At 72.0% G+C, this 23,037-nt stretch carries 19 protein-coding genes; 12 read left to right on the forward strand and 7 right to left on the reverse strand.

Translation table 11 applies throughout. The features are described 5' to 3' along the window. Positions 1-3: 3 nt before the first annotated feature. From K1X13_RS07330 to K1X13_RS07355, 6 genes are all read right to left on the reverse strand, one after another. Positions 4-1,563: a class I adenylate-forming enzyme family protein gene (locus K1X13_RS07330; protein ID WP_221024279.1), complete on the reverse strand. Its 1,560-nt coding sequence runs from the start codon at positions 1,561-1,563 to the stop codon at positions 4-6. Continuing rightward, positions 1,560-2,732, reverse strand: a complete 1,173-nt coding sequence (locus tag K1X13_RS07335) for an acetyl-CoA acetyltransferase (RefSeq protein ID WP_221024280.1) — start codon at positions 2,730-2,732, stop codon at positions 1,560-1,562. Before K1X13_RS07335 ends, K1X13_RS07330 begins: the two co-directional genes overlap by 4 nt. A 3-nt stretch (positions 2,733-2,735) precedes the next feature. Further along, positions 2,736-3,587, reverse strand: coding sequence for an SDR family NAD(P)-dependent oxidoreductase (locus tag K1X13_RS07340; RefSeq protein WP_221024281.1), 852 nt, complete (start codon positions 3,585-3,587; stop codon positions 2,736-2,738). A gap of 39 nt (positions 3,588-3,626) precedes the next feature. After that, positions 3,627-4,925 (reverse strand): MFS transporter, encoded by a 1,299-nt coding sequence (locus tag K1X13_RS07345; RefSeq protein WP_221024282.1) that lies wholly within the window; start codon positions 4,923-4,925, stop codon positions 3,627-3,629. A gap of 181 nt (positions 4,926-5,106) precedes the next feature. Continuing rightward, a complete protein-coding gene (locus K1X13_RS07350) occupies positions 5,107-6,270 on the reverse strand; it encodes a PucR family transcriptional regulator (RefSeq protein ID WP_221024283.1) in 1,164 nt (387 codons plus the stop codon). Positions 6,271-6,337: 67 nt separating this feature from the next. Continuing rightward, positions 6,338-6,559: a hypothetical protein gene (locus K1X13_RS07355; protein ID WP_221024284.1), complete on the reverse strand. Its 222-nt coding sequence runs from the start codon at positions 6,557-6,559 to the stop codon at positions 6,338-6,340. A 121-nt stretch (positions 6,560-6,680) separates the two neighbouring features. Between K1X13_RS07355 and K1X13_RS07360 the strand changes: the two genes are divergently transcribed. The 9 genes from K1X13_RS07360 to xylB all read left to right on the forward strand — a co-directional run bounded on the left by K1X13_RS07360 (position 6,681) and on the right by xylB (position 17,205). Then, positions 6,681-7,655, forward strand: coding sequence for an alkaline phosphatase family protein (locus K1X13_RS07360; RefSeq protein ID WP_308249445.1), 975 nt, complete (start codon positions 6,681-6,683; stop codon positions 7,653-7,655). A 255-nt stretch (positions 7,656-7,910) separates the two neighbouring features. Beyond that, positions 7,911-8,672 (forward strand): DeoR/GlpR family DNA-binding transcription regulator, encoded by a 762-nt coding sequence (locus K1X13_RS07365; RefSeq protein WP_221024285.1) that lies wholly within the window; start codon positions 7,911-7,913, stop codon positions 8,670-8,672. 66 nt (positions 8,673-8,738) lie between these two features. Continuing rightward, the gene (locus K1X13_RS07370; RefSeq protein WP_308249446.1) at positions 8,739-10,112 is read left to right on the forward strand and encodes an ABC transporter substrate-binding protein; all 1,374 of its coding nucleotides are present in this window, start codon (positions 8,739-8,741) and stop codon (positions 10,110-10,112) included. Positions 10,113-10,198: 86 nt separating this feature from the next. Continuing rightward, positions 10,199-11,179, forward strand: coding sequence for a carbohydrate ABC transporter permease (locus tag K1X13_RS07375; protein WP_221024286.1), 981 nt, complete (start codon positions 10,199-10,201; stop codon positions 11,177-11,179). Continuing rightward, positions 11,176-12,069: a carbohydrate ABC transporter permease gene (locus K1X13_RS07380; protein WP_221024287.1), complete on the forward strand. Its 894-nt coding sequence runs from the start codon at positions 11,176-11,178 to the stop codon at positions 12,067-12,069. The genes K1X13_RS07375 and K1X13_RS07380 overlap by 4 nt, the downstream gene beginning before the upstream one ends. A gap of 54 nt (positions 12,070-12,123) precedes the next feature. After that, positions 12,124-13,137 carry an NAD(P)-dependent alcohol dehydrogenase gene (locus K1X13_RS07385; RefSeq protein WP_221024288.1) on the forward strand — a complete coding sequence of 338 codons (1,014 nt, stop codon included), beginning with the start codon at positions 12,124-12,126 and terminating at the stop codon, positions 13,135-13,137. 28 nt (positions 13,138-13,165) lie between these two features. After that, positions 13,166-14,641 (forward strand): mannitol dehydrogenase family protein, encoded by a 1,476-nt coding sequence (locus K1X13_RS07390; RefSeq protein ID WP_221024289.1) that lies wholly within the window; start codon positions 13,166-13,168, stop codon positions 14,639-14,641. After that, a complete protein-coding gene (locus tag K1X13_RS07395) occupies positions 14,638-15,687 on the forward strand; it encodes a zinc-dependent alcohol dehydrogenase family protein (protein WP_308249447.1) in 1,050 nt (349 codons plus the stop codon). Before K1X13_RS07390 ends, K1X13_RS07395 begins: the two co-directional genes overlap by 4 nt. A 72-nt stretch (positions 15,688-15,759) precedes the next feature. Further along, positions 15,760-17,205, forward strand: coding sequence for a xylulokinase (xylB, locus tag K1X13_RS07400; protein WP_221024290.1), 1,446 nt, complete (start codon positions 15,760-15,762; stop codon positions 17,203-17,205). Between the two features lie 19 nt (positions 17,206-17,224). Here xylB and fahA read toward each other — a convergent pair whose 3' ends face one another. Beyond that, positions 17,225-18,469, reverse strand: a complete 1,245-nt coding sequence (gene fahA / locus K1X13_RS07405) for a fumarylacetoacetase (RefSeq protein ID WP_308249448.1) — start codon at positions 18,467-18,469, stop codon at positions 17,225-17,227. A 77-nt stretch (positions 18,470-18,546) separates the two neighbouring features. On the opposite strand from fahA, the gene K1X13_RS07410 reads away from it, so the two are divergent. From K1X13_RS07410 to aceB, 3 genes are all read left to right on the forward strand, one after another. Then, positions 18,547-19,779: a homogentisate 1,2-dioxygenase gene (locus K1X13_RS07410; RefSeq protein ID WP_221024292.1), complete on the forward strand. Its 1,233-nt coding sequence runs from the start codon at positions 18,547-18,549 to the stop codon at positions 19,777-19,779. A 73-nt stretch (positions 19,780-19,852) separates the two neighbouring features. After that, complete coding sequence (locus K1X13_RS07415) at positions 19,853-21,163, forward strand: ATP-binding protein (RefSeq protein ID WP_221024293.1); 1,311 nt, start codon at positions 19,853-19,855, stop codon at positions 21,161-21,163. Positions 21,164-21,429: 266 nt separating this feature from the next. Then, the gene (gene aceB, locus K1X13_RS07420; protein ID WP_221024294.1) at positions 21,430-23,034 is read left to right on the forward strand and encodes a malate synthase A; all 1,605 of its coding nucleotides are present in this window, start codon (positions 21,430-21,432) and stop codon (positions 23,032-23,034) included. Positions 23,035-23,037 lie beyond the last annotated feature (3 nt).

Here is a 23,037-nt window from a genome sequence, read left to right on the forward strand (position 1 = left end):
GGGTCAGCCGGCCATGGCCTGCCACGCCTCCCGGAGAGCCTTCTTGTCGACCTTGCCGTAGACGGTGAGCGGCAGCTGGTCGACCTGGTGGACGGCCTTGGGTCGCTTGTACGCCGACAGCGAGCCGCGGCACTGACGCGTCACCTCGGTCTCGTCGAGCGTCACGCCCTCGGAGGCGACCACGAACGCCACGACCGCCTCGCCCCAGTCGGGATGAGGTACGCCGACGACGGCGGCCTGCGCGACGCCCTCGACCTCACGGAGGGCGGCCTCGACCTCGCTGCAGTAGACGTTCATCCCGCCGGTGATGATCATGTCGTTCTTGCGGTCCAGCAGGTAGAGGTAGCGCTCCTCGTCGAGGTAGCCGATGTCACCGGTGCGCAGCCAGCCGTCCTGGAGCGTGCGGGCGGTCGCCTCGGGCAGGCCGTGGTAGCCGCTCATCGTGTAGGCGGTACGCGCGACGACCTCGCCCTCGGCGCCGGCCGGGCAGTCCCGGCCGTCCTCGTCGACGATGCGGACCTCGGCCATCGCAGTGGGCTGGCCGCAGCTGCGCAGCCGGTGCCGGTGCTGCTCGTCGGTGACGTGCGCCTCGCGGGTGAGCCTCGTGATGAAGTTGGGCGCCTCCGACTGACCGTAGAGCTGCATGAAGACGGGACCGAACCGGTCGAGCCCCTCCGCGAGCCTCTCCGGCGACATCGGCGCGGCGCCGTACAGGATCGTGCGCAGCGACGACAGGTCCCAAGCTCCCTCGGCGGCCCGGTCCAGCAGGCGGTAGATCATCGTCGGCACCATGAACAGGAAGCTCACCCCCTCCTCGGTCACCGCGCGCAGCACCGCGGTGGCGTCGAAGCCCCGCTCCACGTGGCTGACCGCCCCGGCCAGCAACGCCGTCTGGAGCAGGAAGCCCGCGCTGTGCGGCAGCGGCGAGGAGAGCAGCAACCGCTCCTCGGAGCGGATCTCGGTCTCGATGCGGTGCGCGAGCAGGTTCAGCGCGAGCTGCTGCTGCAGGTGTACGACGCCCTTGGGACGTCCCGTCGTCCCGCCCGTGTAGAGCATCAGCCCCACGTCGGTCGCGGAGACCTCGACCGCGGGCGGGTCTTCCGACCGTCCGGCCAGGGCGGTGGACCACGGCAGGGCGTCCGGAGGTGGCGCCTCGTCGGCGTCGAGCGCGACCACCGTGCGCAGTGCCTCTCCCGCGCGCAGACAGGACATCGCGACGTCGAGCTGCGAGCTGGACGCCACGGCGACGACGGCCCCGCTGTCGCGGAGGATGTAGGTGGCCTCGCCGGGCGAGAGCATGTCGTTGAGCGGCACCTTCGCTGCGCCGAGCTTGACGACCGCGAGGTCGGCGACCACGTACTCGGCGCAGTTGGACATCATCAGCGCCACCGGCGTCCCCGGTGCGACACCGAGGGCGAGCAGGGCGTGGGCAAGCCGGTTGGCCGCCCGGTCGAGGTCGCCGTAGGTCCAGGCGGTCCCGTCCACGACGACCGCGGGGCGCGCGGCGTGCTTGGCCAGGGCCCCGGCCATGAGGGTCTGCAGGGTCAGGGGGAGGTCGTTCATCGCAGCCGTTCCAGGATGCTCGCGTAGTTGGCGACGGCGGTGCCGCCCATGTTGAAGACGCCGGCCCGGGTGGCATCGGGGACCTGCATCGCGCCCGCGGCCCCGGTGAGCTGCATCGCGGCGAGGACGTGCTGGGACACGCCGGTGGCGCCGATCGGGTGGCCCTTCGACTTCAGGCCGCCGGACGGGTTCACCGGCAGCTTCCCGTCCCGGTGCGCCCAGCCCTCCTCGACCACGACCCGCCCCTCGCCGGGGGCGCACAGCCCGAGCATCTCGTACTCGATGAGCTCGGCGATCGTGAAGCAGTCGTGGATCTCGAGCAGGTCGAGGTCCCACACGGTGGCCCCGGCGGTGGCCAGCGCGCTCTGCCAGGCCCGGCGGCCGGCCTCGAACACGACGGGGTCGCGCCGCGACAGCGGCAGGTAGTCGTTGCGCTGGGCGATCGCCCGGACCGCGACGGCCGGTGCCTCCGCCGGAGCCGCGCCCGCGCGGGTCAGCACGAGGGCGGCCGCCCCGTCGGAGATCGGGGAGCAGTCGGTGCGCCGGAGCGGGCCGGCCACCACGGGGTTGCGGTCGGAGACGGTGTCGCAGAACTCGACGCCGAGGTCCTTGCGGAGCTGTGCGAACGGGTTGTGCACGCCGTGCCGGTGGTTCTTCGCGGCGATTTCGGCGAGCACGGTTCCGTGGTCGCCGTACCGGGCGAAGTAGGCCTCGGCGATGCGCGCGAAGATCTCGGCGAAGCCGACCGGTGAGTCGGACCCGGCGCGGTCGTAGTCCGCCCCGAGCAGCGCCCGCCCCGCGGTGCGCGGGTCGCCGTCGGTCATCTTCTCGACACCGACGACGAGCACGGTCCGGGCGTCTCCCGCCGCGATGGCGCGCACGCCCTGGAGCACGGCGGCCGACCCGGTGGCGCAGGCGTTCTCGACGCGGGTGGCCGGCGTGAACCGGAGGTCGTCGTCGGCCTGCAGGACCAGCGAGGAGGAGAAGGTGAGCGGGCTGAGCCCCCCGTTGTAGTGGCCCAGCACGATCTCGTCGACGTCGGCCGGCGCGAGGCCGGCGTGAGCGATCGCGTCACGCGCGACGGTGGTGACCAGGGACTCCACCGTCTCACCGGTCAGACGGCCGAACGGGGTGTGCGACCAGCCGATCATGTCGGCACGGCGTTCCACGGGTCAGCTCCCGTCGACCGGAGCGGTGACGCTCATCGAGTCGGTCATCGGGATCACGGCGGCCAGCCCGCCGTCGACGGGGATGTTCGTCCCGCTGATGAACCGCGCCCGGTCACTGGCCAGGAACCGGACCAGCTCGCCGACGTCCCACCCGCTGCCCTCGACCCCGCCGGCGCCGACCGGGGCGACGTTGCGGCGCCGGACGCGGTCCTCCTCGCTCAGCCCCTGGGAGTGGACCATCGGCGTGTGCAGGAAGCCCGGCACCAGGGCGTTGACCCGGATCCCCTCGGGGCCGTGCATCGCGGCCATCGCACGGGTGAGGTTGGTGACGGCACCCTTGGTGGCGCTGTAGATGACCGAGGGGTGCGCGCCGAGGACGCCGGCGATCGACGAGGTGTTGATGATCGACCCGCCGCCCCGCTTCCGCATGTGTGGGATGACGAAGCGGGACATCAGCACCATCGAGGTGACGTTGATGTCGAAGCAGCGGTCCCAGGCGTCCAGGTCCACGTCGACGACCGAGCCGCTGGGGCCGACGATCCCGACGTTGTTGAACAGCACGTCCACACCGCCCCACGCGTCGACCACCGCCGCGACGACCGCCTCGCAGTCCTCTACCCGGGACACGTCCGCGGGCAGCACGAGGCACTCGCCGCCGGCACCTTCGACCAGCTCGCGGGTCTCGGTCATGTTCTCGGCGACCGAGTCGACGAGCGCGACCTTCATGCCGGACTGGGCGAGCAGGACGGCGGCCGCACGGCCGTTGCCGATGCCCGAGGCGCGGGAGCCGGCGCCGGCGATGATGGCGACCTTGCCGGCGAGGTCGTCGGGGCGGGCCTGTTCAGGGGCGTTCATGGGATTCCTTCCGTGGTTCGGTCGGGGCGCGGGAGCGGTCTAACGGGGGAGGGGCTCGCCGTGGGTCTCGCGGAGGCTGAGGTAGGTCAGCAGGGACACGGCGGCGCAGGCCACGAGGTACCAGCCGAAGAGGGCGCCGTGGCCCGAGCTCTGCAGCCAGGTCGCGATGTAGGGTCCGGTGCCGCCGAAGACCGCCATCGCGATGTTGTAGGGCAGGCCGATGCCGGTCGCCCGGACGCGGGCGGGGAACAGCTCCGACATCACCGCGGCGGACACCGAGGACCACCCCGACAGCAGGGCGAGGCCGATGCACTGGATCAGCAGCAGGCTCCAGACGCTGGAGCTGAGCCCGTTCAGCATCGGCACGGTGCCGACCACGAAGCCGAGCGCGAAGACGATCAGCGTGGGCTTGCGGCCCACCTTGTCGGAGATGGTGCCGGTGATCGGCTGGAGCAGGGTGAAGAACACCAGGGAGACCGAGGAGACGACGAGGGCCTGGGTCTTGTCGAAGCCGACGCTGATCGCGGCGTACGTCGGCAGGAAGACGGCCCACACGTAGAACAGCACCGCGGGTGCCATGGTGATCCCGATGACCTGCAGGCTCTCCCGCGGGTGGGCCTTGAGGAACTCGAACGGGCTGGGACGGCGCACGCGGCCGCTGCGGATGTCCTCGGCCACCGTCGAGGTCTCCTGGGCGTGACGGCGGATCCACAGGCCCACCGCCCCGGCCAGCGCGCCCATGAGGAACGGCACGCGCCAGCCCCACGAGCTCATCGCCTCGTCGCTGAGCGAGGAGGCGAGCGCCGCGGCGGTACCGATCGCGGCCAGGTTGCCGGTCATCGCGCCGATGTAGATGAAGCTGGAGAACAGTCCGCGCCGGTTGGCCGGTGCGGACTCCACCAGGAAGACCGAGGCGGCGCCGAGCTCACCGCCGGTTGACAGGCCCTGCACCAGCCGCGCGACGACGAGGAGGAGCGGGGCCAGCAGGCCGACCTGGGCGTACGTCGGGGAGAGCCCGATCGTCAGGTTCGCGGCGCCCATCATTGTGATGGACAGGGTGAGGGCGGCCTTGCGCCCACGCCGGTCGGCGACCGCGCCCATGACGAGCCCGCCCACCGGGCGCATCAGGAAGCCCGCGGCGAACACGGCCAGGGCAGACAGCAGGGGCACCATGCTCGAGGCGTCGCTCGCGGGGAAGAACTGCCCCGCGAAGTAGACCGCGAGGATCGAGTAGGCGTACCAGTCGAACCACTCGACGATCTGGCCGACCGTCGCGGCGACGAGCTGCCGGCCGCGGTGGGTGACGGTGGGCGCGACGGTTTCTTGCACAGCGGACATGTGGGATCACACTCTCGGGAGGAGCGGGCCTTGCCGGTGGCCCGGTTGCCGGTCCCCGGCAATGCCTCGGTGGCACGGGCGCAGACGCCCTGCGCTGGGGTTGCCCACAACCATGCAGTGTGACCCGCATTACCGTCGACGGCTGAACCACCAACGCTGTGCCTGATCTCGTTGGAGGTTCCTACAGCGGAACGGGGCCGGTGTCCACGTCACCGACCTCGAGTGCCCACAGCAGCTCGGCGACCACCTCGGTGGACTCCAGCGTCCTGCCGGTGAGGTCGGCGAACCGTCGCAGCCGGTAGCGGAGCGTGTTGGGGTGCAGCACGAGCGCCTCGGCGGTACGGGTGATGCTCTGGCCGTGGGCGAGGTACGCGCGCAGGGTCTCCTCCAGGACGGCGCCGAAGTCCCCCGCGGCGCGCAGCGGCGTGAGGTACCGGTCGCGGAGGAACCGGGTCACCTCGGGAGCGGTGGCCGCGGCGAGCCGCCAGGTCAGGTCCTCGAGCCCGAAGACGCCACTGGGGTGCAGCCGGTGCGCCACCTCGCACGCCTGGCTCGCGGTGCGGAACGACGCCGCCACGTCGCGCAGCGAGCCGAACGGCCCGATCCCGACCACGTGGGCGCCGTCGTCGGTGGGCCGCCTCGCCACGATCCCCACGCACTCGCCGCCGTCCACGGCGACGAGGGCGGAGCGGTCGGGCAGGCTGCCGCTGCGCTCGAGCTCGCGCCGCACCCGCTCCGCCGTCCCGGGCTCGACCAGGCAGCGGACTGCGGCGTACGGCCCCTCGGGGTCCAGCCGGTACGTGGCGAGGTCGGACGCCGACTCGGCGACTCCGAGACGCCCCCGCAGCATCGCGCGGACGTAGTCGGTGCGGCGCTGGGCGTCCTGGAGGGCGCTGTCGAGGTCGAACGCGTGGTAGGCGGTGATCACGCGGGTGGTGAACGCGTCACCGACCACCCACAGCAGCCGGGAGCCGGCCAGCGCCGTGTCGGTGGGTATGCCCTCCTCGAAGCAGATCTCCACGAACCGCTCCTGGATCAGTCCGATCGAGACCCGGAAGGCACGGATGATCTCCTCCACCGGGATGCCATGGGCGAACCGCTCCCGGGTGGTCTGCTCGGCCTCGGCCAGCTCGCCGGCCACAGGAGGCCGGCCGGACCGGAGGGCGCGGACCGCGATCGTGAGGTTCCGGCGGACCGACACCTCGAGGTCCGCGGGGTCGACGGTGGCGTAGGAGTCCAGCTCGTCGAGGACGCGGGAGATCGTCACCGGGGTGAGCTGGGCGATGTCCTGGTCGAGCCGGACGACGACGGACTCCGGGATCTCGACCGGGCCACGGTCTGGCATGGCACTCCTCGTGGCGTCGAAGGTCGCGTCGATCGTAGGCGCCACGAGGAGGTCACGCCGCGGTGCGTCAGGTCAGGTTCTTCACCCGGTTCAGCATCGGGATGCTCGGGAACTCGTCGGAGCGGACCCGGCCGAGCAGCTCCTCGACGTAGGCCGGCACGTCGTCGGGGGTGAGCAGCTCCTCGATCATGTCGAGCATCGTCGACGAGGGGTACTGGTCCGCCTGCAGCTTCTGCATCAGCGTCTCGAGCATCTGAGCGCGGACGTCGTACCTGTCCTGGTTCGGCATGGGCCCTCCCTGTTTCCGGTCGTAAAGGAAGAGGTACCGCGCGCGGGCCGCGCTAAACGCTGTCCCCCTCACCGGTCGCGCGGGCGGTGTCCCTCGGGACCACGCTGCCACACTGGCGGGTGTGCGGGTAGCGAGGGCGCGGGAGGGCAGGTCGACGGGACCTGCTGGTCTCGACCGGTCCCGGCGGTACGGCGCCGGGCGGCTCCGGCTGCCGGCCGCAGGGCTGGTCGCGGGCCTCGTCCTCGCACTGCTCGGCGCGTGCGGCGCCACGACCCCCACCGCACCCGGCCCGCGCCCCACCACCCGGCCCGCGCAGGGCTCGGTGACCAAGGTGCTGGTGTTCGTCGAGGAGAACCACACCCTCGACCAGATGCGCGCGCAGATGCCCTACACGTACCGGCTGGCGACGCGGTTCGGGTACGCCGACCACTACTACGCCCTGGCCCACCCGTCGCTGCCGAACTACCTCGCGATCGTCGGTGGCCGACAGTACGGCGTCACCGACGACGACCCGCCGGCCGCCCACCCGCTGCGTGGCCCCTCCGTCTTCGGGCAGGCCCTCGCCCACGGGAGGACCGCCGCCGTCTACGCCGACGGGATGCCGGAGAGCTGCGCGCTGGAGGACGGCGGCGACGCGTACGCGGTCCGCCACAACCCGTGGGCGTACTTCGTGGACGAGCGGGCCGGGTGCGAGAAGCACGACGTGCCGGTGGGCGAGCTCGCGGACGCGATCGCGGAGCAGGCGCTGCCGAACGTCGGCCTGGTGGTGCCCAACAAGTGCCACGACGCGCACGACTGCGACCTCGCGGTGGCCGACGCGTGGTTCCGGGGGTGGATGGAGAAGATCATGGCCGGCCCCGACTGGCGGTCCGGCCGTCTCGCGGTCGTGCTCACCGCCGACGAGGACGACATGTCACGGGACAACCTGGTGCTCACCGTGGTCGCCCATCCCTCGCTGCGGGGGAAGGTGGTCAGCGAGCCGCTCGACCACTACGCGCTGACCCGCTTCCTCGAGGACGTGGCGGGGGCGCCGTACCTCGGGAACGCCCGGACGGCGACGTCGCTCGGCGACGCGTTCGGCCTCCCCGTCGGGTGACGTCTGCGGCAGCTGAGGTGTCCGGCCTCACGCCCACTCGGGCACCACTCGGGCTCCGATTGCGCCCATACGGGCACGCGAACCTGGTCATGCCCGGCTGAACGAGCCGAGAATGGCCGTGAACCGGGCGCCACTCAGGCGTCCGTACGAGGCCACTCGGGCTCGCCTGAGTCCTTGCCCTGCGCCAGAGTGACTAGTGGCGCCTGTCACACCGGAACGACCGGGAGACCTGGTCGTGTCGAGGGGAGTCGAGTCGTGGAAGCTGCCGAGCGTCAGGACCAGATCCTGCTCCGAGCCCGTGCGGACGGGCGGGTCGACGTCGGCAAGCTCGCGGTGGACCTGGGGGTGGCGGCCGAGACGGTACGGCGTGACCTGCGCCAGCTCGTGGACCGGGGCGTCCTGCAGCGGGTGCACGGCGGCGCCTACCCCGTCGAGAGCGCAGGCTTCGAGACCAACATCGCCCACCGGTCCTCCTCCCTGATCGCCGAGAAGCGCCGGATCGGGGCCGCGGCGGCGGAGCGCCTGCACGGCGCGGAGACGGTCTACATCGACGAGGGGGTCACCCCGCAGTTCGTCGCGGAGGCGCTCCCACCGGAGGTCCGGCTCACCGTGGTCACCTCGTCCCTGCTCGCGGCCACGGCGCTCGCCGAGTCGCCGTCGGTCACCGTGCTGCTGCTCGGAGGGCGGCTGCGCGGCCGGACGATGGCGACCGTGGACCACTGGGCCACCCAGATGCTCGGCGAGCTGGTCATCGACCTTGCCTACCTCGGCGCCAACGGGATCTCGCGCGAGCACGGCCTGACCACCCCGGACCCCGCCGTCGCCGCGGTGAAGAGCCAGGTGGTCGCACGCGCCCGACGGAAGGTCTTCGTCGGGCTGCACACCAAGTTCGGCGTCTCCAGCTTCTGCAGGTTCGCGCAGGTCGCGGACTTCGAGGCGCTGGTGACGGACACAGGTCTCAGCGCCGGCGAGGCACACAGGTTCGCGGTGCTCGGCCCCCAGGTCATCCGGGCCTAGAGGTCCGCCCGGAGAACGTCAGTCCACGTCGGGCCCCGGCCCGGCACTGAATCGGAGGTAGCAGTGGTGAAGAAAACGAGGCAGAGGGCCACCCTCGCGCTGGCGTTCCCGGTCGTCGCCGCCCTGGCGATGTCCGGCTGTGCCGGCGCCGGCGGCGGAGGGGGCGGCGGCGAGGGTGGCGGGGAAGGCGACTCCATCAACGTGCTGATGGTCGGCAACCCGCAGATGGTCGACATCGAGAAGCTGACCGAGGACACCTTCACCAAGGACACCGGGATCCAGGTCAACTACACGATCCTTCCCGAGAACGAGCTGCGCGACAAGGTGACCCAGGACATCGCGACGCAGGCCGGCCAGTACGACGTGGCGACCATCGGCGCCTACGAGGTCCCGATCTGGTCGGAGAACGACTGGCTGCACGAGCTCGACTCCTACGCCGACGCCGACAAGTCCTTCGACAAGGACGACCTGCTCGACCCGATCGTGCAGTCCCTGTCCAGCGAGGACGGCACCCTCTACGGATTGCCGTTCTACGGCGAGTCGTCCTTCCTGATGTACCGCGAGGACGTCTTGAAGAAGGAGGGCATCACGATGCCCGAGCGGCCCACCTGGGACGAGGTCGCCGACATCGCGGCCAAGGTCGACGGGGCCGAGCCGGGCATGAAGGGGATCTGCCTGCGCGGCCTCCCCGGCTGGGGCGAGATGTTCGCGCCGCTCACCACGGTGGTCAACACCTTCGGTGGCACCTGGTTCACCGAGGACTGGCAGGCGCAGGTGAACGCCCCCGAGTTCAAGGAGGCGACCAACTTCTACGTCGACCTGGTCCGGGCGCACGGCGAGCCGGGCGCTGCCCAGGCGGGCTTCACCGAGTGCCTCAACGCGATGAGCCAGGGCAAGGTGGCGATGTGGTACGACGCCACCTCCGCCGCCGGGTCGCTGGAGGACCCCGAGGTCAGCAAGGTCGCGGGCAAGGTCGGCTACGTCTTCGCGCCGGTCAAGGAGACCGAGAGCTCGGGCTGGCTGTGGGCCTGGGCCTGGGCGATGCCGAAGACCACGCAGAACGCCGACGCGGCCGCCAAGTTCATGCTGTGGGCCTCGAGCAAGGAGTACGAGGAGCTCGTCGGCAAGGAGCTCGGCTGGGCCCGGGTCCCCGCGGGCAAGCGGGAGAGCACCTACGAGATCCCGGAGTACAAGAAGGCCGCTGAGGCCTTCGGCGAGATGACGTTGAAGTCGATCCAGGAGGCGAAGCCCACCGACCCCGGTGTGCAGCCGCGTCCCACGGTCGGCGTTCAGTTCGTCGCGATCCCGGAGTTCCAGGACCTCGGCACCAAGGTCTCCCAGGACATCGCCGCGGCCATGACCGGCCGGGGCACGGTCGACGAGGCCCTCGACAAGGGGCAGCAGCTCGCAGAGGAAGTGGCGTCGGAGTACGCCAACTAGCAACCTCGCCGGGGTGGCCTCCGCAGGGTGGCCACCCCGGTCCCCGGGCACGTCGTCGCCGGCGTCGTGCCGTACCTGGAGGAACCATGACTGCACTCGCGCCGGACACCGAGCCGGCTGTACGCCAGCAGGAGCCACGCTCCGCGAAGGAGAAGTGGCGGCTGAGGGGGCCCCTGCTCCCCGCCCTGATCTTCACGATCATCATCACCCAGATCCCGTTCCTGGTGACGATCGCGATCTCCACGCTGAACTGGAACGTCCTCCAGCCCGGCGACAAGAGCTTCCTCGGGCTCGGCTACTACGAGTCCTTCGCCGGCCTGGACAACTACGTCACGGTCTTCACCGACGCGCGGCTGCGCACCGCGGTGGTCAACACGATCACGCTGACCGTCTCGGTGGTGGTCTTCAGCCTGCTGCTCGGGCTGGCCCTGGCGATCCTGCTCGACAAGAAGTTCCCCGGACGGGGCCTGGCGCGCACCCTGCTGATCGCGCCGTTCCTGGTGATGCCCGTGGCCTCGGCGCTGATCTGGAAGCACGCGCTGTACAACCCGGACTACGGCCTGTTCAACGGAGTCCTGAACTGGATCTGGCAGCTTTTCGGAGCCGAGCAGGGGCCGACCATCGACTGGGTGTCGTCCTTCCCGATGCCGGCGGTGATCGCCGCGCTGGTGTGGCAGTGGACGCCGTTCATGATGCTGATCCTGCTCGCCGGCCTGCAGTCCCAGCCCGGTGACGTCCTGGAGGCCGCCCGCATCGACCGGGCCGGCAGCTTCCAGACCTTCCGGTTCATCACGCTGCCGCACCTGCGCCAGTACATCGAGCTGTCGGCGCTCCTCGGCTCCATCTACGTCGTGCAGACCTTCGACGCGATCTTCACCATCACCCAGGGCGGCCCGGGGGCGGCGACCACCAACCTGCCCTACGAGATCTACCTGACCATGTTCCGCAAGTACGAGTACGGCGAGGCGGCCGCGGCCGGTGTCGTGGTCGTGATCGGCACCATCATCGTGGCCACCTTCGCGCTGCGCGTGATCTCGTCACTGTTCAAGGAGGAGGTCTCCCGATGACCGCCGTACTCGAGAACCGCTCGTCGACGACCCAGCCGCCCGCGACCCGGCGTCGCCGGCGCAAGGCCAAGGACGACACCGCAGCCTCCGCCGGAGTGCTGTGGGCGATCGGCGCCTGGGTCCTGACCCTGGTGTTCTTCGCCCCGGTCGCGTGGATGGTGCTCACCTCACTCCACAACGAGTCCGACGCCGCGACCAACCCACCGTCGGTCTTCGCGCCGGTCTCGATGGACAACTACGCGGCGCTCTTCGACCGCGGCGTGACGCCGTACCTGATCAACTCCGCGACCGCGAGCATCATCTCCACGCTGCTGGTGCTGCTGCTCGCGGTCCCGGCGGCCTACGCGCTGTCGATCAAGCCGGTCGAGAAGTGGACCGACGTGATGTTCTTCTTCCTGTCCACGAAGTTCCTGCCGCCGATCGCCGCGCTGCTGCCGATCTACCTGATCGTCAAGGACATCGGGATGCTCGACAACGTGTTCACGCTGGTCGTCCTCTACACGTCGATGAACCTGCCGATCGCGGTGTGGATGATGCAGTCCTTCCTCGCGGAGGTCCCCAAGGAGATCCTCGAGGCCGCCGAGGTCGACGGTGCCGGGCTGCTCCGGACCCTGGTGAGCATCGTCGCGCCGGTGGCCGCGCCGGGCCTCGCGGCCACCGCCCTGATCTGCTTCATCTTCAGCTGGAACGAGTTCATGTTCGCGGTGAACCTGACCGCGGTGCGCGCCGCGACGGCGCCGATCTTCCTGGTCGGCTTCATCTCCAGCCAGGGACTGTTCCTGGCGAAGCTGTGCGCCGCCGCGACCCTGGTCTCCCTCCCGGTGCTGATCGCCGGCTTCGCCGCCCAGGACAAGCTCGTCCGGGGTCTGTCCCTGGGTGCGGTCAAGTAGCCCGCACGGCTCGAGCGCGCCGGCCCTCACCGGCCGGCGCGGAAGGAGGGATCCATGCGTGTCAGCGTGCTGCGCGGAGCCGGGGACCTGCTGGTCGAGGAGCGGCCGGACCCGGCCCCCGGACCGCACGAGGTGCTCGTGCGGGTGGCGTCCGTGGGGGTCTGCGGCTCCGACGTCCACTACTTCGAGCACGGCCGGATCGGCAGCTACACCGTCGACTCGCCGCTGGTGCTCGGGCACGAGCCCTCCGGGGTGGTGGTGGACGTCGGTGCGGCGGTGACCCGGCTGTCGGTCGGGCAGCGGGTCTCGCTCGAGCCGGGCGTCCCCGACTTCTCCTGCGCCCAGTGCCTGGCCGGCCGGTACAACCTCTGCGAGGGGATGCGGTTCTTCGCGACCCCGCCGTACGACGGAGCCTTCGCCGAGATGGTCACCTCGCACGAGCTGTTCGCCCACCCGGTGCCGGACTCGCTGAGCGACGACGCGGCCGCGCTGCTCGAGCCGCTCTCGGTCGGACTGTGGGCGTGCCGCCAGGGCGGGGTGAGCGCGGGGTCCCGGGTGCTCGTGACCGGGGCCGGCCCGGTCGGCCTGGTCGCCGCCCAGGCCGCCCTCGCCCTCGGTGCCGCCGAGGTGACCGTCACCGACGTGAACCCGCACCGGCTCGCCCTCGCCCGGGAGCTGGGTGCCACCGGCACCGTCGACGTGGGCAGCACCCGCCTGGCCGAGGCCGGGGTCGAGCCGGACGTGCTGCTCGAGTGCTCGGGCCACCCGGTGGCCACGGTGGAGGCGATCCGCACCGTCGCCCGCGCGGGCCGGGTGGTCCTGGTCGGCATGGGCGGCGACGAGCTCGCGCTGCCGGCGAGTCGGGTCCAGGAGTACGAGCTCACCGTCACCGGCACCTTCCGCTACGCCCACACCTGGCCCGCGGCGATCGCGCTCGCCGCCTCCGGCCGGGTCCAGCTCGACCGCCTGGTCACCGGCCACTACGGCCTCGACCAGGTCCGCGAGGCGCTGACGGTCGCCAGGACCGACCCGCACGCCATCAAGCCCGTCGTCCGGCCCGGGGCCTGACGCCCCGTTCACCAGCACGGAGATGCTCATGAGGAACCTCGAGACGAAGACACTGGCCGAGATCGGCGCGGACCTCCCCGTGCCGTCGTACGACCGCGACCGCGTGCGCACCGGGATCGTGCACTTCGGGGTCGGCGGCTTCCACCGCGCGCACCAGGCGATGTACGTCGACGCGCTGATGAACCGGGGCACGGCGATGGACTGGGGCATCACCGGGGTGGGGGTGCTGCCGCAGGACAGGCGCATGCACGAGGTGATGAGCGCCCAGGACTGCCTCTACACGCTGGTGGTCAAGCACCCCGACGGGAGGCTCGAGCCGCGGGTGGTCGGTTCGCTCGTCGAGTACCTCTTCGCGCCCGACGACCCCGAGGCCGTGCTGCGGCGGCTCGTCGACCCGGCCACCCGGATCGTGTCGCTGACCATCACCGAGGGCGGCTACCACGTCAACCAGGTCACCGGGGAGTTCGACGCCGACGACCCCCACATCCAGGCCGACCTGCGGCCCGGCGCGCTGCCGAGCACCACGTTCGGCTTCGTCACCGAGGCGCTCGCCCGGCGGCGGGACGCAGGGACCGACCCGTTCGTGGTGATGTCGTGCGACAACATCCAGGGCAACGGCGAGGTCGCGCACAAGATGATCGGCGCCTTCGCCCGGCTCAAGGACCCCGGGCTCGCGGACTGGCTCGAGGAGCACGTGGTCTTCCCGAGCTCGATGGTCGACCGGATCACCCCGGTGACCACCGACGCCGACCGGGCGCTGCTCGCGGAGCAGTTCGACGTCCAGGACGGCTGGCCGGTGGTGTGCGAGCCGTTCACCCAATGGGTGCTCGAGGACCGGTTCCCGCACGGCCGTCCGCCGTGGGAGGAGGTCGGCGTGCAGGTCGTGCCGGACGTCGAGCCCTACGAGCTGATGAAGCTCCGGCTGCTCAACGCCAGCCACCAGGCGATGTGCTACCTCGGCTACCTCAGCGGCTACCGGTACGCGCACGAGGTGTGCGCCGACCCGCTGTTCACGGGGTTCCTGCTCGGCTACATGGACGAGGAGGGGACGCCGTCCCTGGCGCCGGTGCCGGGGGTGGACCTCGACGCGTACAAGAGGCAGCTCGTCGAGCGGTTCGCCAACGCCGAGATCCGCGACACCCTCGCCCGGCTGTGCGCGGAGAGCTCGGACCGGATCCCGAAGTGGCTGCTGCCGGTGGTGCGTCACCAGCTCGCGACCGGCGGTGAGATCCGCCGGTCGGCGCTCGTGGTCGCCAGCTGGGCGCGCTACGCCGAGGGCGTCGACGAGGAGGGCGAGCCGATCGACGTGGTCGACCGGCGCCGCGACGCGGTGACGGCCCGGGCCGCGCAGCAGCGCGAGGACCCGCTGGCGTTCCTCCGTGACCGGGACCTGTTCGGGGACCTCGCCGAGGACGCGCGGTTCACCACGGAGTACCTCGCGGCCCTGGAGTCCCTGCACGCCCACGGCGCCCACGCCACGCTGGAGCGGTGGGAGACGGCGTGACCGCGACGATGCGCAGCGTGGTGCTGCCCGGGAACAGCACCGTGGAGCACGTCACCCGCGACGTCCCCGAGCCCGGGCACGGGCAGGTGCTCCTGGCGATGAAGGCGTCCTCGATCTGCGGCAGCGACATCCGGGCGATCTACCGCGAGCACCTCGGTCGCGGGCCCGAGGCCTACCAGGGCGTGGTCGCCGGCCACGAGCCCAGCGGCGAGGTCGTCGCGGTCGGCCCGGGCTGCCACCGGCTCACCCCCGGCGACCGGGTCGTGGTCTACCACATCGCCGGCTGCGGGATGTGCGAGGAGTGTCGTCGCGGCTACCTGATCGGCTGCACCGACCCCTCCCGCGCCGCCTACGGCTGGCAGCGCGACGGGGGGCACGCGGAGTACCTCCTGGCCGAGGAGCGCACCTGCCTGCTGCTGCCCGAGGAGCTGTCGTACGTCGACGGCGCCCTCGTGTCCTGCGGGTACGGCACGGCCTACGAGGCGCTGCACAAGCTCGACGTCTCCGGCCGGGACACCCTACTGGTGACCGGGCTCGGTCCGGTGGGGCTGGCCGCCGCGCAGCTGGCCCGGGCGATGGGGGCGGGGCCGATCGTCGGCACCGACGTGGTCCGGGAGCGGCTCGACGTCGCGGTCGAGCTCGGGCTCGTCGACGAGGCACTGCCCGCGGACGGCGCCGCCGACGAGCGGCTCACCCGGTTCACCGACGGTCGGGGGTTCAGCGCCACGCTTGACGCGTCCGGTAGCGCCGCGGCCCGGCACCTCGCCCTGTCCCACACCGCGCGCTGGGGCCGGTGCGCCTTCGTCGGCGAGGGCGGTGAGGTCTCCTTCGACGTGTCGCACCTGCTGATCCACAAGCAGGTCACGCTGCACGGCTCGTGGGTCACCTCGATCGGGCACATGGAGGACCTGCTCGGCCACCTGGCCCGGTGGGAGGTGCACCCCGAGGACATCGTCACCCACCGGTTCGGCCTCGCCGACGCCGCGGCGGCCTACGATCACGCCGACCGGGGAACCACCGGGAAGGTCTGCATCGTCTTCCCGTGACCGGCCCGGGTCCGACCCCGGAGCGACACCGTGAACACGCCCGCCACCGGGCGCACCAGGAAGGAGCCGGCCATGCCGTCAGGGCAGCAGGACCGCACCCTCGTCGCGGGGGTGGACTCCTCGACGCAGTCGACCAAGGTCGTCGTGTGCGACGCGGCCACGGGGGAGGTGCTGCGCGAGGGTCGCGCCGCGCACCCCGAGGGCACCGAGGTGCATCCCGACCGCTGGTGGGACGCCTACCGCGAGGCCACGGCGGGCGGGCTGCTCGACGGGGTGGCCGCGGTCGGGGTCGGCGGGCAGCAGCACGGGATGGTCGCGCTCGACGAGGCCGGGGACGTCGTACGCCCGGCGCTGCTGTGGAACGACGTGCGCTCCGCGCAGGCGGGTCGGGACCTGGTCGCCGAGCTCGGCGGCCCCGAGGCGTGGGCCGACGCGGTCGGGCTGGTGCCGGTGGCCAGCTTCACCGTCACCAAGCTCCGCTGGCTGGCCGAGCACGAGCCGCACCACGCCGCCCGGGTGGCCGAGGTGGTGCTCCCGCACGACTGGCTGACCGCGAAGATCCTCGGCGACGGCAGCCTGGCCCCCGGGCGTACGTCGACCGACCGCGGCGACGCCTCCGGCACCGGCTACTGGTCCCCGGCCACCGGGAAGTACCGCGAGGACCTGCTCGAGCTGGCCTTCGGGCGGGTGGTGCGCACCCCGCGCGTCCTCGGCCCCGCCGAGCCCGCCGGGGTCACCGACGCGGGGATGCTGGTCTCCGCCGGCACCGGCGACAACATGGCCGCCGGCCTCGGGCTCGGCCTGGAAGCCGGCGATGTCGTGGTCTCGCTGGGCACCAGCGGCACCGTGTTCGGCGTGCACACCGAACCCACCGCGGACGCCACCGGCACGGTCGCCGGCTTCGCGGACGCCACCGGACGGTTCCTGCCACTGGTCTGCACCCTCAACGCCGCGCGCGTGCTCAGCGCCGCTGCGAGCATGCTCGGCACCGACCTGGCAGGTGTGGAGCGGCTCGCCCTCGAGGCCGGGCACGGCGCCGGCGGGCTGACCCTGCTGCCGTACCTCGACGGCGAGCGGACCCCCGACCTGCCGCACGCCGCCGGCACGCTCGGCGGGATCCGCCGCGGCAACGCCACTCCGGGCAACCTCGCGCGCGCCGCGGTCGAGGGCATGCTCTGCGGTCTCGCCGACGGCCTCGACGTGCTCCGCGAGCAGGGCCTCGACGTGCACCGGGTCTTCATGATCGGCGGGGCAGCCCGCTCCGCCGCGGTGCAGCAGGTGGCGCCGGACCTGTTCGGGGTCCCGGTCCTGGTGCCGGAGCCGGGGGAGTACGTCGCGCTCGGCGCCGCCCGGCAGGCGGCCTGGGCGCTGGCCACCCACGACGGGCGGCCCGGGCTGCCGCACTGGGAACGCTCCGCCGCCGTGGTCGCCGACCCCACCGACCGGGCCGCCGGGGCCGAGGTCCGTGCCGCGTACCGCGCGCTGCGGGAGAGCACCCACCCGGAGACCCGGGCGTAGCCGCGGGCGCCGGGGAGCGCTACCGCGCGGCCGGGAGGACGGTGCCGCGAACCTCGCCCAGGCCGATCCGGCCATAGGCGCCGGGCGCGGTGTAGCGCAGCACCACCTCGTCCCCGTCCTCGAGGAAGGTGCGCTCCGCACCGGCCACGGTGAACGGCTCGCGGCCGCCCCAGGAGAGCTCGAGCAGGGAGCCGCGCTGGCCGCGTTCGGGCCCGCTGATCGTGCCCGACGCGAACAGGTCCCCGGTGCGCAGGGAGGCGCCGTTGACGGTCATGTGGGCGAGCATCTGCGCGGGGGACCAGTACATCGAGGAGTACGGCGGCGTCGCGACGACCTCGCCGTTGAGCTCCACCTCGACGGCGATGTCGTAGCCGGCGCGGTCGCCGACCCGGAGGTACTCCAACGGCTCGGGGTCCTGGCCCGGCAGGTCGACCCGGGCGTGCTCGAGCGCGGCGAGCGGGGTCACCCACGCGGAGACCGAGGTCGCGAAGGACTTGCCCAGGAACGGGCCGAGCGGCACGTACTCCCAGGCCTGGACGTCGCGCGCGGACCAGTCGTTGAGGCCGACCACGCCGAACACGTGCTCGGCGAACGCGCCGGTGGGGACCTGCTCGCCGAGCGCGCTCGGGCGGCCGACCACGAAGCCGAGCTCGGCCTCGATGTCGAGCCGGGTCGAGGGGCCGTAGGTCGGGGTGTCCGCGTCGGGGGCCTTGCGCTGGCCGCGCGGGCGCCGTACTTCGGTGCCCGAGACCACCACCGTGCCCGCCCGGCCGTGGTAGCCGACGGGCAGGTGCCGCCAGTTCGGCAGCAGCGGCTCGGCGTCGGGACGGAAGATCCTCCCGACGTTGCTCGCGTGGTCCAGCGAGCAGTAGAAGTCCACGTAGTCCGCGACCTCGAAGGGCAGGTGGAGGGCGACCTCGGCCAGCGGCACCAGGGCCGGCTCCACGAGGGAGCGCTCGGACTCGCTGCCGAGGATCTCCACCAGCCAGGCCCGCACGTCCGCCCAGGTGCGGGGACCGGCGGCGAGGAACGGGTTCAGCGTGCCGGCCTCGAAGAGGTGCGCCGCCTCGAGCATGTCGCCGGCCGCGGCCGGTGCCAGGTCGAGCACGAAGTCGCCGACGCGGACGCCGACCCGGGGGTCCTCGTCCGGCAGCGAGAAGACGCCGTACGGCAGGTTGTCGAGGTCGAACAGGGAGCCGGCGGCACCGTCGACCCAGGTCGTCGGGCGGGCTCCGGGAGCGGGGGTGGGTGCGGTGGTTGACACCCTCCCCACCCTAACGCAGACTCGATCCAGAAACGGACGCATCTGTCCGTTAATCGAAACCCGGAGAGAACCGCGCGATGGCTCACTACCAGCAGGTCGGCACCGTCCCCGCCAAGCGGCACGTGCAGTTCCGCGACGACGACGGCGCCCTGCACTACGAGGAGCTGATGGGGGAGGAGGGCTTCTCCTCCGACTCCTCCCTGCTCTACCACCGCGGCGTCCCGTCGGCGATCGTCGACTCCCGGGTGTGGGAGCTGCCCGACCTCGCCACGACGCCCAACCACCCGCTCAAGCCGCGGCACCTCAGGCTGCACACCCTCTTCGGCGGTTCGGCCGGCGACCTCGACGTGGTCCAGGGCCGTCGGCTCGTGCTCGGCAACGGCGACGTGCGGATCTCCTACGTGGTCGCCGGCGCCCCGTCGCCGTACTACCGCAACGCGGTCGGCGACGAGTGCGTGTACGTCGAGTCCGGGCAGGGTGTCGTGGAGACGGTGTTCGGCGCCCTGACCTTCCGCACCGGCGACTACGTCGTGATCCCGCGGGCGACCACGCACCGCTGGCTGCCCGAGGGGGAGGTGCGGGCGTACGTCGTCGAGGCGAACAGCCACATCGCGCCGCCGAAGCGCTACCTCTCCCGCTACGGCCAGTTCCTCGAGCACGCGCCGTACTGCGAGCGCGACCTCACCGTGCCGGCCTACCCGCTGCTCGTGGAGGGCGCCGACGTCGAGGTCCTCGTCAAGCACCGGGGGAACGGCGCCGCCGGCCTGGTGGGCACGCGGATGGTCTACGCGACGCACCCGTTCGACGTGGTCGGCTGGGACGGCTGCCTCTACCCGTACACGTTCAACGTCGAGGACTTCGAGCCGATCACCGGGCGGATCCACCAGCCGCCGCCGGTGCACCAGGTCTTCGAGGGGCACAACTTCGTGATCTGCAACTTCGTGCCGCGCAAGGTCGACTACCACCCGCTCTCGGTGCCCGTGCCGTACTACCACTCGAACGTCGACAGCGACGAGGTGATGTTCTACGTCGGCGGCGACTACGAGGCGCGCAAGGGGTCGGGCATCGGCATCGGGTCGATCTCGCTGCACCCGGGCGGCTACGCCCACGGCCCGCAGCCCTCGGCGATCGAGGCCTCGCTCGGCGTGGAGCGCTTCGAGGAGCTCGCGGTCATGGTCGACACCTTCCGCCCGCTGGAGCTCGGGGAGGGCGGGCTCGCCGCCGAGGACCCGGCGTACGCCTGGACCTGGTCCGGCCGCGGACCGGCGGACGGGGGCGACGGCGGTCCGGCGGTCTACTCGAACAGCTGAGGCAGATGTCCGTTTCGTCCGACATGCCCGGACGGAGGGACTGCTTCCGGTCTCGGAACCCTAGACTCCGCACGTGACCGTGGACGACCGCCGCGACTCCTTCGTGACGCGCCTGCCTCCGCACCCGTCCAGCGTGCGGCGGGCGCGCATGCTGGTGCGCCAGGGACTCGCCGCGGCCGGCCGGGAGGAGCTGAGCGACGCCGCGGAGCTCGCCGTCAGCGAGGTGGTCACCAACGCCCTCGTCCACGCGGGAACGTCGATCGACGTCGCCGTCCGGGTCGTCAGCGGCGGGGTGCGCGTCGAGGTGCGCGACGGCAGCCGGCACGCACCGGCACCGCGCCGCTACGCACCCACGGCCGGCACCGGGCGGGGCCTGATGCTGCTCGAGGAGATGGTCGACACCTGGGGCGTGGTCGCCCAGGAGCGCGGCAAGACCGTCTGGTTCCAGCTCGACTCCCACGGCGAGCAGGCCGGTGACGTCGCCCCGGAGCAGGCGGGTGGCAGCGCGCCGCGGCCCCCCGGAACCGAGGCGGTCCAGCTCTTCGCCTTCCCGCTGCTGCTGCACCACGCCTGGCACCAGCACGCGGAGTCGCTTCTGCGCGAGTACCTCCTCGCCAGCCTGGACCCCGAGGGCGGGCCGGGTGCGGCCGCCGAGGGCCCCGACCCGATCCAGGTGCACGCCGACGCCAGCGAGGCGCTGGCCGTGCTGAGCGAGCACGTCCCGCGTCCCGACGTCGGTGACGACCCCGGCTCCGTGATGAGCACGGCGATGGAGCCGGACGTGTCGTGCCCCCTGGTGTCCCTGCCGGTCCAGCGGGGAGCGGCGGCGCACTTCGAGACCCTCGACCGCGCCCTCGACCAGGCCCTGCTGATGGCGGACGACGGCCTCCTCCTGACCGCGCCCACGCAGCCCGAGGTCCGGATGCTGCGCCGGTGGATCTGCGCCCAGGTGCGGACCCAGCTCGCCGGCGGGGAGGCGGAGCCGTTCTCGGTGGCGGACCAGGCGCCGCCGGAGGCGCGGCACCCGCTCGTCTTCGACACCGCCGCGGTCGACGGCTCCGCGGACCCGGTGGTCGCGGCCGACGACGCCAACCGGATCGTGGCGGTCAGCGACCCGGCGCTGGAGATCCTCGGGTACGACGACCGCAGCGAGCTCGTGGGCCTGCGCCTCGTCGCGATCATCCCCGACCGCTACCGGCAGGCCCACCTGGCCGGCTTCACGCTGCACTTCCTCACCGGCCGGGCCCCGCTGCTCGGCGCCACGGTCGCCGTACCCGTGCGCCGTCGCGACGGCAGCGAGCGGCCGGTGGAGCTGACCCTCACCTCGCACCGCGCGCCGCACGGGCGGACCGTCTTCCTCGGCGACCTCCGACCGGCGCAGTAGGGCGCGGACCGGCCGCCCGCTGCACGACGGTCGGCTCCGAGGTCTCGTCCCCCGACAGGGCGGCGGAGGTGTTCTCCGCCTGTCCGCGCGACCCCGCGCTGCTGTCCCTCGGTTACCCGGGTGTTCCGTGGGGCTGTCGAAAAAGTGAACGCACACCCATTGCGATCACCCACCAAGCGGCCCTAGTGTTCCATGAGTCAGAACTTGCATTCCACGATATGGAAACGATCCCGTTCTGGGACACCACTCGCAGCGAGGGAGCGCGCATGGACACGCCTGAGGGCATCGAGATCACCGGCCCCATGAACGATCGGTTCGACGAGATCCTGAGCCCGCGGGCGCTGGAGCTGGTCGGCCTGCTGCACCGCGAGCTCGACGGCCGTCGGCGCGAGCTCCTCGCCCAGCGCGGCAAGCGGATCGAGGAGTTCGCCGCCGGCGGCACCCTGGACTTCCTCGAGGAGACCAGGCGCATCCGCGAGGACGACTCCTGGAAGGTCGCCGAGCCCGCCCCGGGCCTGGTCGACCGCCGGGTCGAGATCACCGGGCCCACCGACCGGAAGATGACGATCAACGCCCTCAACTCGGGCGCGAAGGTCTGGCTCGCCGACCACGAGGACGCGAACACCCCGCTGTGGGAGAACGTCATCGGCGGCCAGCTGAACCTCCGCGACGCGATCGACGGCACGATCGACTTCACCAGCCCCGAGGGCAAGAGCTACGCGCTGCGCGACGACGTCGAGCACGCCACGATCGTGGTCCGGCCGCGCGGCTGGCACCTGCCCGAGAAGCACATCCTCGTCGACGGTCAGCAGACCTCCGGCGGCCTCGTCGACTTCGCGCTGTACCTCGTCACGTCCGGCCAGAAGCAGATCGACCGCGGGATGGGCCCGTACTTCTACCTGCCGAAGATGGAGTCCCACCGCGAGGCGCGGCTGTGGAACGACGCCTTCAACCTCGCCCAGGACTTCCTCGGCATCCCGCGCGGGACGATCCGCGCCACCGTGCTGATCGAGACCTACCCGGCCGCGTTCGAGATGGAGGAGATCCTCTACGAGCTCCGCGAGCACTCCGCGGGCCTCAACGCCGGCCGCTGGGACTACATGTTCAGCGTGATCAAGAGCTTCCGCACCCGCGGCAAGGAGTTCCTGCTGCCCGACCGGAACTCGGTCACGATGACGGTGCCGTTCATGCGCGCCTACACCGAGCTGCTCGTGCGCACCTGCCACAAGCGCGGCGCGCACGCCATCGGCGGGATGGCGGCGTTCATCCCCAGCAAGGACCCCGAGATCAACGAGGCCGCCTTCGCCAAGGTCAAGGACGACAAGACCCGCGAGGCCAACGACGGGTTCGACGGCTCCTGGGTCGCGCACCCCGGCATGGTCGAGGTGTGCCGCGAGGCGTTCACCGCGGTCCTCGGCGACCGGCCGAACCAGATCGACAAGCTGCGCGAGGACGTGAGCGTCACCGCGGCGCAGCTGCTCGACGTCGCCTCCACGCCCGGCGAGGTCACCGAGGAGGGCCTGCGCGCCAACATCAGCGTGGGCATCCAGTACCTCGAGTCGTGGCTGCGCGGCTCCGGTGCGGTCGGCATCAACAACCTGATGGAGGACGCCGCCACCGCGGAGATCTCCCGCAGCCAGGTGTGGCAGTGGCTGCACAACGACGTGGAGCTCTCCAACGGCCACCGGGTCACCCGCGAGCTCGTCGAGAGCATCATCGAGTCCGAGATGGCCTCGATCCGCGAGCGGGTCGGCGAGGACGCGTTCGCGTCGGGCCGCTGGGACGACGCCCGGGCCACCTTCACGGAGATGGCGCTGGCTGACGAGTATCCCGACTTCCTCACGCTGCCGGCGTACGAGCGGATGCCCTGATCC

It is taken from the genome of Nocardioides jiangsuensis, from assembly GCF_019679455.1.
GTDB lineage: Bacteria > Actinomycetota > Actinomycetes > Propionibacteriales > Nocardioidaceae > Nocardioides_C > Nocardioides_C jiangsuensis.